Below are 12,718 nucleotides of genomic sequence, written 5' to 3'. Positions count from 1 at the left end.
TCACTTCTTTTCACCTTTCTTTTCACGCAGTACATCACTCAATGACGCGGTATTCCAATTAAGGGTCGGTATGTCCGTGGTGCCAAAGCTTTCTTTAAGCAAATCCGCCACTGTTTGGCTGGAAAAGAACTCTATTAAAAGTTGATCTGCCCGAGAAAACATTCGACGAAGGACGTCCATTCCCTTCTCTGCATACTCTCCATCTTTAAACGCTTTTTCTATAAGTCCTGTATCCGGAAACATCGAAATGGGACCTTCCATCGCCTCAATAATTTCAAGGTTTTTAATCTTATCTACACTTTTGGCAAGAGTAAGGCCGCCGTTATTACCAGGAACGGAAGTGATTATCTGCTTTACGACCAATTTCCTTATGATTTTTTTCAAATAAGAAGGAGACACCTCTAATCGCCTGCTGATCTCATTTGAAGAAAGGGGGACATTTTTATCCTGGGTAGAGAGTATAACGATGATGCATATAGCTTGCTCGACCCCTTTTGTTAATTGCAAATCATTTCACCTCTTTCAACATGTATGTGGATATCACATATCCATAATGGATATTCGGTATCTATAATTAAAACCCGTTTCACCTTAGAAATCAAGTCATTTCCAGAAAAAATTTCTAAAAAAAAGATGAACCCCTCATTACAGCACCATGGGGTTCACCTTTTCTTTTATAGGTCTTTTAAAAATTCATTGACCGCCTCTGGAGTTTTAGCATTTGCACTGTGCAGATGCGCAACCTTTTCCCCATTTTTAAATACTAAAAGTGATGGAATTCCCATTACCGTTTGCTCTTCGGAAATCTCAGGGAACTCGTCACGATCGATTGTAAACCACTGTTTGTCTTGATGTTCTTGAGTGATATCATCGATGAACATGTCTAAACGTTTGCAGTCCGGGCACCATGTAGTCGTAAAAATCCCGACCGTCAGTCCCTCTTGGTTGATTTGTTCACGATATTCTTGTTCTGTATTGATATTTTTCATGATTGTCTCCTCCGGGCTTTTCTTATCATCATACTTTAATCCATGAATTAATGTACTCAAGGATTAATATATAATTAATTCCTTCACAGCACAAACATCTAAACTCTTGCCCGGTTATGCTTTGCTCGATGCCCGCTTTTCTTTGTGTCCAAATCCTCGTTAATGAAAGAAGAAATCCACAAAATGAATTCCCTATTTTCATCAATGAAAAGATAGTGGCAGCTTTTTCAAAAATGATCAATTCACTGTCAGGAATCGATTCGGCGATGTGAATCGATGCCTCTATAGTCTGAAAAAATATTCAGTTGATTTCAGAAATCCGCTCCCTTTCCGCCGACTGTCTGCCAAGCCTCCTCACCGCAAGCGGCTGTGGGGTCTTGGCTAGCCAGTATTCGGCAGGAGTGTCGCAAATTTCTTCAATCTAGTGGGTGGATTCATAATACACTAAAAAACTTAATCAAGGTTCAGGATGAGGCCAGCCTACAGTTTTTTCTTAAAAAAACATTCCAGTTGATTGGAACGGAAGGTGCGAGACTCCTGCGGGGAAAACGTGTCCAAGGGAGACCCCGCAGGCGCAAAGAGCGCCGAGGGCGGACCGCCCGCGGAAAGCGAGTGCCTGGAGTGGAAATCATATAGTTACAACCAGGTCTTGTTTATGTTTTTTCGTTGTTAACGCACTTTTTTCGATCCGTCCGCTCCTCATGGTTCGGGGTGTCACTTACGGACCCCCTTTGGTCAACAAACTGAAAAAAGCCACTATCCAGTGGCCTTTTCATTTCATTCATATTGGGAGAGTAAGCTGCCAGGAAACACCAAACTTATCGGATACCCAGCCGAACTTCTTACTAAAGAAATAGTCACCCAATGGCATCATCACTTGTCCGCCATCAGTTAAGCTCGAATAAAGCCTGTCGATTTCCTCTTCACTATCACATGTAAGGAAAATTGAAAACGATGGTGTAAATGTAAATTGATGCTTAACATTGCTATCGATGCACATGAATTCCTGATCCTTCAAGGTAAAGGTAGCCTGCATGACACTTCCCTCTGTACCTGATTCATTTGCACCATACCGAACAATGCTGGTTATTTTCGATCCTTCGATTAAAGATGTGTAATAATTCATCGCTTCCTCCGCATTACCTTCGAACATCAAGAAAGGTGTGACCTTCATCATCCTCATCAAACTCCTTTTCATCTTTAATTGGTTTCTTCCATTGAATCATGGCGCCCACCAGTTACCTGAAGCCACGATCATTGTCTGTAATTTTATCGTATTGGCAAAATAGTCATCATCATCATTTTCCTGTATCGTCCGGTTCCATAAGCGATTAATCCATTGCTGATTGGAGGAATCCACCATGGCACTCACCATGAATGGAGCGACGAAGCTTGTACTATTCCCTTCTTCCACGGCTTTTCCGCTTAGCGTATAACCGGATTGGATATTTTCAGGGTTGCCATCCGTTTCCGCTTTAATCCAATCATTCATCTTCTTTAATTGCGGCAGCGCTCTTTCATCACCAGTCAGTAAGTAATCGAGCGTATAGCGCCATGGGGTCCTGCTGCTGTTCCAGCTATAATTGCCGTCATTCTCCCCTTCTAAAAAGTCCGATTCTGCCGGGTGATATTCTCCCTTGGATTGTACAATGAAGTCCGGGATGAGCCCCGTATTGCCGCTTTTCTCCTTATAAATAGATTGAATGACCTTATACGCCTTATCTCTTACATCTATCCATTCATCATTACCAGTCGCCGCTTCAAATGTCTTAAAATGATTGAGAAGAAGGTCAGAGGAGCGAGTCGATTGTCCGTAGACGTCATCTTCATCTTCCGCCCAGTCCCCTAGTTTAACAAGGGACTGCGACCGATTTATTTCATTCGACATGATCGCATCCAAGATGTCCTTTGCACTCGCAAGATAGTCGATTTCCCCTTCACTTCCCCACTGGCGGTGAGCCAATAATAATGAATAGGCGATATCCATATCGCCATCAGTTGCTGAATCGGCATCCCCTGGCGTATTGATGATTTTACCCGATTTATCCTTTACTTGCTGCCATGCCATCAATGAAGGGTCATTATCACTTCCATGTGCTTTATAAAAACGATAAAGCCCATCAAAGTACCTCTTGTCCTCGCTGCCTGCCATGATTGCCGTTATCATCATCCCATAACCATGCGCTTCAGAAACGGTCACTGCATTCTTGGGCTCAGCATATCCTTTATCATTGTAAAAAATATAATATTCATCATTTTTATCGGCAGGCTGCTTAAGATAGTTATCTTTCCAGGTTTCATAAAAAGTCGTCACGGCAGCATCCATTTCCTCCTGTGACGGATTGTCAGGTTTTATCGTCCCCGCTTGATAGACTGTATGCTGGGGAAATGCCCTCTTACCGGCGACCTCTTTCTTTTTGGTTTGAGGAACCAATGCTATCGAGGCAATGATCCCAAAAACGATCACGCCCATCGCTATCAATAAACTTCTTTTTTTCATGGCTTTGCTCCTTGGGTTATGTAATTCAAAATGTCAAAATGAATTTTGGATATTTATGTTAAAATAAATCGAATTGTGAGTGTTTCTGTTTATGTAATTTTTAAATGAAAAAGGAGTGTTTTTTAATGAAAAGAATTTGTAATCAGTGCCAAACTGAAATGATAGATGAATGCAAAGTAAATGTACTAGGCGAAATGAATGGAATTAAGATTAGCCAAAAGAAAGGACTTTTCAATTGTGTTTCTGCAAACCCTAAAGCATCTGTATGCCCAAATTGTGGTTATGTAGCTTTCTATATTGATAATTTCAGTGAATTTATTAAGTAATATACAGCTAATCAACATTTGGAGGACTGGCATCATTAAAGAGAATAAATGCTGGTTTGGATATACACAATGACAGGCAGCCCTGCTTCTACTTTATTGCCAAAATATAAATCTACATCATTCCACCTTTTTCATTTCCATAAATCCTTCGCCATCCAATGAAATATATAGATGCTGATTTATGACTAGCGAAAGTGGAAAGGTTTCCGACTCTTTATCCGAGAAAATCCAACGCCGTTTCCTTGGACCTAAAAGTAAAAAGGAACCTGCTTCATGTTCACCCATGAAATTCAATCCATCTTCTCTTATCGCTTCATTATTCCTTACTGGCACACCATTGCTGATCAACCGATTCCCCAAAGCCCTGACTTCATCTGTCGTAATGTTTATTTCACTGATGCACAGGACGTTTTGAGCCGAAAAAGACTCAGCCGCAGATTCGGGTGATACGGAATATCTCGATATGAACTCGACAATGTTGCCTGAAGGGTCTAAAAAATAAAAAGACTGTGCGTCTAAAAAGCTGAAATAAACTTCGTCATCATCCTCTTCCCTGGTCAATTCCACTTTTGATTTCGCCCATGCTTTTGCCGAAATAAATAAATTGGTCGGAATGTTCATGGCAAAATGGTAAAAGGGCTTATCTTTGTGATGATATTTTTTGATTTCAAGCACACTTTCCCCTGCCTTAATTTCAAAAGCATCATCCGTTTGCGATAGTAACTCAAATCCTAACACATCAACATAAAAATTCCTCATTTCATTCCAGGCATGACCATACAAAGTGACCTTATTGATAATCAACATTCAATTCCCCTTCCACTTAACAAATATTGTAAAGAAATACTGCATTTGTGCAAAGATTCCGTACTTTTCAATACATATCATTTTATTCACTCTACCTATATTCACCACAAATAACTCAAAAAGGACCGCCAAATTCGGCGGCCCCTCGCTTCAGCCTTATTGAAAGGTTCACTCTTTAATTTTCAGTCCAAGCATGGCTGCAAAGACTATCGCTTGGTCCGGGGAAACTTCGCATCCTTTTAAATCTTCCGGGGATACGGTAATCCTTTGAAAGGCAGAACTGCTAATATCAATTCCCTTGAGCGGTGTCCGGGAAAAGTTCACTTCATTTAATCTGCATGTTTCGAACTTCACTTTAATGAATTTACACTCATAATAATCAGCACTTTCCAATGAGCAATGATCAAATCTCACTTGCTTTAAACTGGAATAACCAAAGGCACTTAAATTCAGGTTGCAATTCTCAAAGAGGATATTCCCTAAGCTTGCGTCAGAAAGGTTAATGCCTAAAAGTTTGGACTCTTTGAATTCCACACGATGAATCGAGCCGCCCATGAAATCGGCATTCGTTAAATCGCAATGATCAAAGATGACATCCGTCAGCTCGATATTCCTGAATGATACATCACTGAATGTCACATTTTTAAAAACAACCTGTGATAAAACGATTTTGTCCATTTTTTCTCTATCGATCGTGCAGTTGGTTATGATACAGGACTCAAGATAAGGCTCATCTTGATAATATATTTCCTGAAAGTTCGCTTGTGTTAAGTCTTGGGGGATCTTTGGCTGTTCAATTTTGATTTTTCCTGACATATTATCACCTTTTCGCTTTATTCTTCAATGACTGGTTTATCCAATCGATAGGGGTTCATCGCCGGTATTATAGCAACTGGTCTACTAAATTTCGACTTAACTATAAACTACATTACAGTGAAGTTCAATCTAAGAATTTCGCGAAAATGACTATTATTTTTCGTTATTTTGTGTCAACAATTTGCAAAAAAAAAGCTCCCTCATCAGCAGCTTTGCTTACTTCATGAGCGTATTGAATCCTCTTGGCATCCGATAATAATAGAGGGCTGCAGCCATTATCGCTATCATTCCGCCTATAAGAAAAAATGCTTGAAAGACATTTCCTCCAACAGTCGGGGAATTGGATACATAACCGCTTGAAAACAGAAAAATGACTCCAAATCCCAACAAGAATAGGGCCATCTTTTTAACCCTTCTTTGGAACAGGATATATCCCGAAAGTATGATGATGTACGATGCGGCTAGGACCATAAAAAGTGGAAATAACGGTTTGAATTTTGCGGCATACACGAAATGATCGAAATTCGATATATCAACTGCATCTATCCCCTGTTCATCATTTACGTGTGTGAAAAGCGTGGAATACTTCCATTCCCAAGGTTTATCCACAATTTCGCTTCCTTCATACCAGGTACAAAACGTAAAAACCATAAAGAAAAGTGCAGTGATAATCATTTGCAAAAAATGGTTAAAAGTCAATATCATCTCCTCCAGCTGTCATTATACCAATAAATGGGTGATTTTCAACAGGAGCCCAAAGTGATAAAGCAATATGTAAACAAACACTGTTTCCTGAATAATATAATCTAACCACTTTTAAGGAGCGTTTGAGATATGATCACTCATGGAGATGACCTCCTTATTTCAGGAGCATGGTTACTCGGCATCGGTACACTTGTAGGTGCAATCGGGCAAACCCGGCAAACTTTAACGAGCACTGACCTCGGAAAAGATCTCGTCCTCAAAGGGAATGGCATTGAAGCCGTTGGAAATTCGCTGCAAGCAATCGGCCGTTCGAAAATGCTGAATCCGGAAAATGAACGTACGGAAACCTATTTCATATTCGGTTCTTGGCTTGAGGCCATTGGCAATATCGCAGATGCAGTTGGAATAGGTATGCAGTTAAGTGGTTCAGTGGAGAAGGGCATTAGAACCGATGCACTCGGCAGTGGAATCCAAGGCCTGGGTGCCGCTATTGAAGCAATCGGGGCATCGCTGACTGAGGAGACCATTTCACGCTCTTTTGAGATCAAGGGAAATGGCCTCATTTCAGCCGGTTCTTTTTTGGAATCCGTCGGAAATATTTTCATTTTAAATGAAAAAGTACGGTTGGGAGAACATATTCTTTTACTAGGCAGCTGGACCCAAGTTTTCGGTGCATTTATATTGATCGAGGCCTTTTCACTTGACCCAGAACCCGAACCTGAGAAAGGGAAGGATGGACATAACCGCCATTATAGCTATGCCAACTATTGCTAAGGGGCCACGAGTTCGACCTTCATCCAATCGGGATCCTCGAAATATACCGCATAATGATCATTCCCGCCTGCAAATGGATGCTTGTCGGCATAAAGGATGGTAACTCCTCTCCCCCTTAACTTTCTGGCGATCTCATCAACCTGTTGCCGGGAAGTGGCGTGAAAGGCTAAATGGTTAAGACCCACTCGTCCCCTGATAGGGAATGTCAAGAAACCTTGTTTCCGCTTGTACAAAAACAATGTACATCTCACCCAATCTCCAATTCCTCCCGCTTTCCCACTCCTGAAATGGCTCATAGCCCATCTCGTCCAAAAACCAGCCCCAAAAATCAATGCTCCTCTTTAAATTTGAAACATACAGCTCAATATGATGAAGAAATCCCTTTGACACCTGTAATCCTCCTCTTATGATCACTTTTTGGAGCGTTTACTCGTGAATTGGCGCCTTACTCGTGAGTTTCCGACTTTTACTCGTGAGTTTGAGCCTTTTACTCGTGAGTTTGGGCCTTTTACTCGTGAATTTGGTGCTTTTACTCGTGAGTTTCCGACTTTTACTCGTGAATTGGCGCCTTACTCGTGAGTTTTGGCGTTTTACTCGTGAATTTGGTGCTTTTACTCGTGAGTTTCCAACTTTTACTCGTGAATTGGCGCCTTACTCGTGAGTTTCCGACTTTTACTCGTGAATTGGCGCCTTACTCGTGAGTTTTGGCGTTTTACTCGTGAATTGGCGCCTTACACATGAGTTTTCGACTTTTACTCGTGAATTTGGTGCTTTTACTCGTGATTTCTGCCGTTCTCTCCCTTATTTTATCAAACAAACAACACAAATCCGAGTGGACATAATGGATTTATTTTGGTATTATAGTTACTCAGGGTAACGATTACTCATGATAACTATATATTGATAAGAGGTGTTTCTGATAAAGACTTTCCAAAAATTCTTTCAGCAATTATTGCTGCTATACCGGCCTTTTGAAAATAATCTTAATATCCAGCTGAACAAGCATGATTTACACAGGGCGCAATGGTCCATTTTGTATTACTTGAACAATTATGGTTCGGCGACGCTTGTAGAGCTTGCCAATTACCAAAGCGTGGAGAAACCCACGATTACGAGGACCATTGCCCGCTTGGAAGAGCTGGGGTATGTCGAGCATGTACCAAGCAAAGATAAACGTGAGAAAAGGATGCGGCTTACGGAGCTTGGCAAAAAGGTCTACAGCGAAGTCCGCGTGACAATCGATCAATATGAACAGGATATCTTGAAAGGGATCACGGAAGAGGAACAACTCGCTGCCATACGCATCATGGGCGAAATTAGAAATAACATTTTAAAGTAAGGAGATAATAACATGGATCAATCCAGAACCAGACTGTGGACGAAGGACTTTGTCATCGTTTCGTCCATCAATTTTTTCATAACATTAATCTTTTATTTACTGATGGTGACACTTGCCATCTATGCTGTTAATGAATTGGATGCTTCTACAAGTGAAGCCGGACTCATATCGGGAATTTTTATTATTGGGACGTTGATCGGACGCCTGTTCATTGGCCGTTTCATTGATTCAATCGGCCGCAAGAAAACGTTATTCATAGGTTTGATCTTTTTCACTTTGACAACAATTCTTTATTTCGTGGACCTTGGAATCGGCTTCCTGCTTGTTAACCGCCTGATCCATGGGATGGCAATGGGGATGGCAAGTACTGCGACAGGCACGATCGTCGCGCAGATCATTCCGCCGACACGAAAGGGTGAAGGCATCGGCTATTACAGCATGAGCGCAACACTTGCGACGGCTATCGGTCCTTTCATCGGTCTGTTTATGGCTCAACATACAAGCTTCCAAATCATTTTCAGTTTCTGCCTGGCTTTAGGTGTGATCTCCCTGATTACAGCATTCTTCCTGTATGTCCCGGCATTGAAAGTGACGGCAAAAGTTATGGAAAGCAAAGGATTCAAGCTTTCCAATTTCATTGAACCTAAGGCACTGCCCATTTCAATCATCACTCTGTTATTGGCATTCTGTTATTCCAGTGTCCTTTCTTTCATCAGTTTCTATGCCATCGAAATCGATCTGGTCAATACGGCAAGCTTCTTCTTTGTAGTGTACGCAGTAGCCGTATTGATATCACGTCCTTTCTCAGGACCATTGATGGACCGGAAAGGATCGAACTTCATTATGTATCCGGCTTTCATTATTTTCGGAGTCGGCTTGCTGCTTCTAAGTATGACAACCAATAGTTTCACTTTACTGGCAGCTGGTTTCCTCATTGGCCTTGGATTCGGTAATATGCAATCAAGCTCTCAGGCGATTGCCGTTAAACTGACACCGCCTCACCGAATGGGGATGGCAACGTCCACCTTCTTTATCATGCTTGATGCAGGACTTGGATTCGGCCCTTATATTCTGGGATTCATCATTCCGGTAACAGGTTACAGCACACTTTATGTCATCTTGGGCGTTGTGGTCATCTTAACCTCCGTCCTTTACTACTTCTTGCACGGCAAGAAGGAACGTACAGCCAGAACGAACTTGGCTTCCATTTAAATGAAAAAAGGGATATCCCATTGGGGAATATCCCTTTTTTCATTTAAAGATTTTGATAGATAGTAGGTATTTACTTTACTTCCAAGTCATTGATAAAAAGTCCAAAACTTTTGCTGTTCTTTTTATTTATGACTGTTTCACCTTTATATAAAGTCTTTCCAGTCTTTAAATCAGCAATTAGAAGTTGGACAGGCTTGTAAGTTAAAGAGCCTTGATCCACTTCGTTGCCTAACAGGAAGTACACACGCCCGTTCTTAATTGCAGCGAAATGTTCCTTTTTATTAACGGCTAAATCCAGCTCCGTATCTTTCGTTAACGTTTGACTGCTGAGGTCAAATGTTTTAATGCGATATTTACCTGATTTCATTTCAACTACATAAAGGTTTTTTCCGTCTGCATATCCTGATCTTTCCATGTCCAGGCTAAGCGATCCTTTTTTAACCGTTTCTAATTTTTCCGTTTCATAATTATAAGATAAAAGCTTGCTTTCCTTTAGATTTTCCTTAAAGCCATCCTCATGGTTTACCCCTTTAATTAACGAAATTAATACCATGTCGTTTGGCTGGGAGGGAGCAACATCAGTTGGCAACTCGACATCAACTTGATTAGGGTAAGTAAAGGTTTCAGATACAAGGGTTTTATCGTTCAAGACTTTTTTATTGGCTACATCAATCGTATACAGATGAACCTCTTTTGTCTGCTTCTCAATGTTGGAATTCACATCATTCATCGTTAAAACCTGAATTTTTGAATGAACCAATTGCACATCCCTGACATCAATATTCATGATTCTCTCTTGATGCGGAAGTTCAATTTGGAAAGAGGTTTCCTCTTCATCTTTCTTTTCCAGTAAACCGATATCAAACTTTGCTTCCATCTTTCCGTTATTCGTAATTTCGCTATTCACCCGAGCGTAAGCGAGAAAATCATCGTCTTCATATAAAGAACTTATGGAATCCTTGCCACGCATAAACGAACGATGTTCTTTTACCAATCTTTCAATTTGCTGATCTTGTCTTCCAGTTAAGTTCTCCAAGTAAGACCTTTCACTGGCATATGTGGTTGTATTGGATTCAATTGTTAATGGTTCATAAAAAGTACTGCCATTTTGAATCGTACCATTTATGATCACTGGATCAAGTTCTTTATCGCTGCCTTCCAGTGTCTTGAACGTATACTTTGGAAGGCTGGAAGCGGAGGAAGCTACTTTGACATAATAGGTCCCGATGCTTAAGATGACAACCATTCCAATAATGATGCTGCATAAATAACGTTTCACCTTGTTCACTCCTTTAAAGTTGTTGTTATACGGTCACGCGATTTTTCAATAACCAGGCACCAAGCCAAACCGATAATCCTGTCAAAATGATTCCTATTGCGAGCATCAGGCCAAATAATTCATTAGGATAGAAATAGAAATTCCCGATTTCCATTAAAACTGGGGCTAAAAACAACACAGCAGCGATTCCGCAATATAATAAGCCCATTATGATTCCTTTTATGCGGAAACTTCTTTCAAACATGATCGCCGTGAATAATATCGACATGATCATAAGACCGATGCCATAGGAAATCAGGAATTGAGTGAACGTGCTTGGGATGATCAATGCCAAAACCTGACTGGCTTTCGTGATGGTGGAAATTGATATTTCATTCAAGAGCGCTTCCGGAACATTTGTATGAAATAGGGCATTCTCCATAGGTAAAATGATGATCTGGAAAGCAATCAACCCTAATACCATCAGGAAGATGGCCGTAGCTTTTGAAAAGTAGATCGATAATCTGGATGTCGGTAACATCAATAGACGATAAATGAACGTATTTTTTCCAAACCAATCACGATACCAAATAAGGAAAATATAAAAAATAAGGGCAACCGCACTCAGCGCAATCGGTCCTACAAACAAGAGGGTATTTGTGATATGGGTAAAATCAATGCCTCCATAATTTGCAATATAAGCGGCTTCCGATAGTTTTTCATTTGAAATGGTCTCCCTGGCATCTTTAAGAAGGCTCTTCGTTACGATGATCACTCCGGCAAATTGCGAAACCAGGGTGATCAACAATAAGCTAAGATAGATTTTACTGAAACGGTTGATTTCAAAGTTCACTAGTTTTATATATCGCATCATGATTGATACACCTCTCTCATTACATCGACTACCGATTTCCCTTCCTCTTCCCGCATTTCTTCTGTATTGAACTCTTTAAGCACCGAACCGTTATCCAATAAAATGACCTTATCGATCAAATGTTCAATATCACCGATTTCATGGGTCGTGATGATGACTCCTCTATCTTCAATCAGGTGGCTCGCAAAGACATCGGCAATTTGCTCGCGGCTAAACATATCGATTCCCGAAAATGGTTCGTCCATCAGTACATAATCGACGTCAAGGGACAAACCAAGCATCAGGTTGAGCTTAGCTGTATTCCCTTTTGACAATTCCGAAATGCGATTCTCCTCTTTAAGCTTGAAAAATCCCATTAGCTGGTTAGCTCTTTCCGGATTCCAGGACGTATAGAAATCCGACATGAAAACCATGGCCTGTTTAATGGTCATTTGCGGAAGCATGGTTGGTGCGTCCGGAATGAAGGTGATTTTTTCATAACTGTCCTTTGTCATCTTTTGATCATCGATCAGGATTTCACCTTTATATGGCGTCAAGCCCATGATCGCTTTGAGTGTAGTCGTTTTACCGACACCATTTATCCCGATCAGACAAGTGACTTCCCCTTTATTGGCTGTAAATGAAACATCATCCAAGATCTTTTTCCGTCCATAATTCTTGGAGATCTTTTTTACTTCTATCATTTTTCTTCCTCCTCCCTTATTTCTTCCGAGTATTTTTCTTTAACCACACGAAGCAGTTCATCAACCGGTACATTAATCGGACGAATCGCATCGACAAATGTATCGACGGCCGCCAAAATCAATTCCTGCCTTACAGCCTGTAAAATCGTTTCATTCGTCGTGATTTGACTGGGGAAATTTCGTTCAGTATGAATCAAGCCTTGTTCCTCCATTTCTTTATACGCTTTTTGAGCGGTATTGGGATTTATATTGAGTGAAGCCGCCAGTTCTCTTCGGGAGGGAATTTCCTGCCCCGCCACGAAATTACCAATGGCTATTTGTTCTTTAAAATGCCTAACGACTTGCAGATATACCGGTTCCCGGGTATTTACGTTCATTAAAACCACCCCCTATTTATTAAAAAAAGCCTGATATGCGTGTATGTACTAAGTGGTT

General features: G+C 40.8%; 18 protein-coding genes. 5 read left to right on the top strand and 13 right to left on the bottom strand.

The features are described from left to right. The 4 genes from ACFX4H_RS14440 to ACFX4H_RS14425 all read right to left on the bottom strand — a co-directional run bounded on the left by ACFX4H_RS14440 (position 1) and on the right by ACFX4H_RS14425 (position 3,489). Positions 1-507 carry an RrF2 family transcriptional regulator gene (locus ACFX4H_RS14440; RefSeq protein WP_034310735.1) on the bottom strand — a complete coding sequence of 169 codons (507 nt, stop codon included), beginning with the start codon at positions 505-507 and terminating at the stop codon, positions 1-3. Positions 508-674: 167 nt separating this feature from the next. Then, positions 675-1,037 carry a thioredoxin family protein gene (locus tag ACFX4H_RS14435; RefSeq protein ID WP_377435809.1) on the bottom strand — a complete coding sequence of 121 codons (363 nt, stop codon included), beginning with the start codon at positions 1,035-1,037 and terminating at the stop codon, positions 675-677. Between the two features lie 733 nt (positions 1,038-1,770). Next, a complete protein-coding gene (locus ACFX4H_RS14430; RefSeq protein ID WP_034310729.1) occupies positions 1,771-2,166 on the bottom strand; it encodes a VOC family protein in 396 nt (131 codons plus the stop codon). A 45-nt stretch (positions 2,167-2,211) separates the two neighbouring features. Further along, positions 2,212-3,489 carry a family 8 glycosyl hydrolase gene (locus tag ACFX4H_RS14425; protein WP_377435688.1) on the bottom strand — a complete coding sequence of 426 codons (1,278 nt, stop codon included), beginning with the start codon at positions 3,487-3,489 and terminating at the stop codon, positions 2,212-2,214. A gap of 125 nt (positions 3,490-3,614) precedes the next feature. Here ACFX4H_RS14425 and ACFX4H_RS14420 point away from each other — a divergent pair, with 125 nt between their 5' ends. Further along, on the top strand, positions 3,615-3,815 hold the full coding sequence (locus tag ACFX4H_RS14420) for a nucleic acid-binding protein (protein WP_283866621.1): 201 nt from the start codon (positions 3,615-3,617) through the stop codon (positions 3,813-3,815). A 117-nt stretch (positions 3,816-3,932) separates the two neighbouring features. On the opposite strand, the gene ACFX4H_RS14415 is transcribed toward ACFX4H_RS14420, so the two are convergent. The 3 genes from ACFX4H_RS14415 to ACFX4H_RS14405 form a co-directional block, all read right to left on the bottom strand. Then, positions 3,933-4,622 carry a VOC family protein gene (locus tag ACFX4H_RS14415; RefSeq protein ID WP_377435687.1) on the bottom strand — a complete coding sequence of 230 codons (690 nt, stop codon included), beginning with the start codon at positions 4,620-4,622 and terminating at the stop codon, positions 3,933-3,935. Between the two features lie 168 nt (positions 4,623-4,790). After that, positions 4,791-5,438 carry a pentapeptide repeat-containing protein gene (locus tag ACFX4H_RS14410; RefSeq protein ID WP_283866623.1) on the bottom strand — a complete coding sequence of 216 codons (648 nt, stop codon included), beginning with the start codon at positions 5,436-5,438 and terminating at the stop codon, positions 4,791-4,793. 216 nt (positions 5,439-5,654) lie between these two features. After that, on the bottom strand, positions 5,655-6,137 hold the full coding sequence (locus ACFX4H_RS14405; RefSeq protein WP_377435686.1) for a DUF4306 domain-containing protein: 483 nt from the start codon (positions 6,135-6,137) through the stop codon (positions 5,655-5,657). Between the two features lie 135 nt (positions 6,138-6,272). Here ACFX4H_RS14405 and ACFX4H_RS14400 point away from each other — a divergent pair, with 135 nt between their 5' ends. Next, positions 6,273-6,917, top strand: a complete 645-nt coding sequence (locus ACFX4H_RS14400; protein ID WP_377435685.1) for a DUF6944 family repetitive protein — start codon at positions 6,273-6,275, stop codon at positions 6,915-6,917. On the opposite strand, the gene ACFX4H_RS14395 is transcribed toward ACFX4H_RS14400, so the two are convergent. Together ACFX4H_RS14395 and ACFX4H_RS14390 are read right to left on the bottom strand one after the other, a co-directional pair. Beyond that, complete coding sequence (locus ACFX4H_RS14395) at positions 6,914-7,168, bottom strand: VOC family protein (RefSeq protein ID WP_377435808.1); 255 nt, start codon at positions 7,166-7,168, stop codon at positions 6,914-6,916. The two genes, ACFX4H_RS14400 and ACFX4H_RS14395, sit on opposite strands and share 4 nt — an antisense overlap. Next, a complete protein-coding gene (locus tag ACFX4H_RS14390) occupies positions 7,092-7,307 on the bottom strand; it encodes a VOC family protein (protein WP_377435821.1) in 216 nt (71 codons plus the stop codon). The genes ACFX4H_RS14395 and ACFX4H_RS14390 overlap by 77 nt, the downstream gene beginning before the upstream one ends. 42 nt (positions 7,308-7,349) lie before the next feature. On the opposite strand from ACFX4H_RS14390, the gene ACFX4H_RS14385 reads away from it, so the two are divergent. From ACFX4H_RS14385 to ACFX4H_RS14375, 3 genes are all read left to right on the top strand, one after another. Beyond that, complete coding sequence (locus ACFX4H_RS14385) at positions 7,350-7,496, top strand: hypothetical protein (protein ID WP_328138664.1); 147 nt, start codon at positions 7,350-7,352, stop codon at positions 7,494-7,496. A 340-nt stretch (positions 7,497-7,836) separates the two neighbouring features. Beyond that, entirely contained in the window at positions 7,837-8,256 is a 420-nt protein-coding gene (locus ACFX4H_RS14380; RefSeq protein WP_034311740.1) for a MarR family winged helix-turn-helix transcriptional regulator, read from the top strand. A gap of 12 nt (positions 8,257-8,268) precedes the next feature. Continuing rightward, positions 8,269-9,468, top strand: coding sequence for an MFS transporter (locus ACFX4H_RS14375; protein ID WP_377435684.1), 1,200 nt, complete (start codon positions 8,269-8,271; stop codon positions 9,466-9,468). A gap of 70 nt (positions 9,469-9,538) precedes the next feature. Here the strand turns inward: ACFX4H_RS14375 and ACFX4H_RS14370 are convergent, their stop codons facing one another. The 4 genes from ACFX4H_RS14370 to ACFX4H_RS14355 are packed head-to-tail and all read right to left on the bottom strand — an operon-like array spanning position 9,539 to position 12,660. Next, positions 9,539-10,747, bottom strand: coding sequence for a hypothetical protein (locus ACFX4H_RS14370; RefSeq protein ID WP_377435683.1), 1,209 nt, complete (start codon positions 10,745-10,747; stop codon positions 9,539-9,541). Positions 10,748-10,772: 25 nt separating this feature from the next. Then, positions 10,773-11,600 carry a hypothetical protein gene (locus ACFX4H_RS14365; RefSeq protein ID WP_377435682.1) on the bottom strand — a complete coding sequence of 276 codons (828 nt, stop codon included), beginning with the start codon at positions 11,598-11,600 and terminating at the stop codon, positions 10,773-10,775. Then, a complete protein-coding gene (locus ACFX4H_RS14360) occupies positions 11,597-12,283 on the bottom strand; it encodes an ABC transporter ATP-binding protein (protein ID WP_057279131.1) in 687 nt (228 codons plus the stop codon). Before ACFX4H_RS14360 ends, ACFX4H_RS14365 begins: the two co-directional genes overlap by 4 nt. Then, complete coding sequence (locus ACFX4H_RS14355) at positions 12,280-12,660, bottom strand: GntR family transcriptional regulator (protein ID WP_034310706.1); 381 nt, start codon at positions 12,658-12,660, stop codon at positions 12,280-12,282. The genes ACFX4H_RS14360 and ACFX4H_RS14355 overlap by 4 nt, the downstream gene beginning before the upstream one ends. Positions 12,661-12,718: the final 58 nt, after the last annotated feature.

Source organism: Peribacillus sp. YIM B13477 (assembly GCF_042787955.1).
Lineage (GTDB): Bacteria > Bacillota > Bacilli > Bacillales > DSM-1321 > Peribacillus > Peribacillus frigoritolerans.
This window is presented reverse-complemented; position numbering and strand designations above follow the sequence as displayed.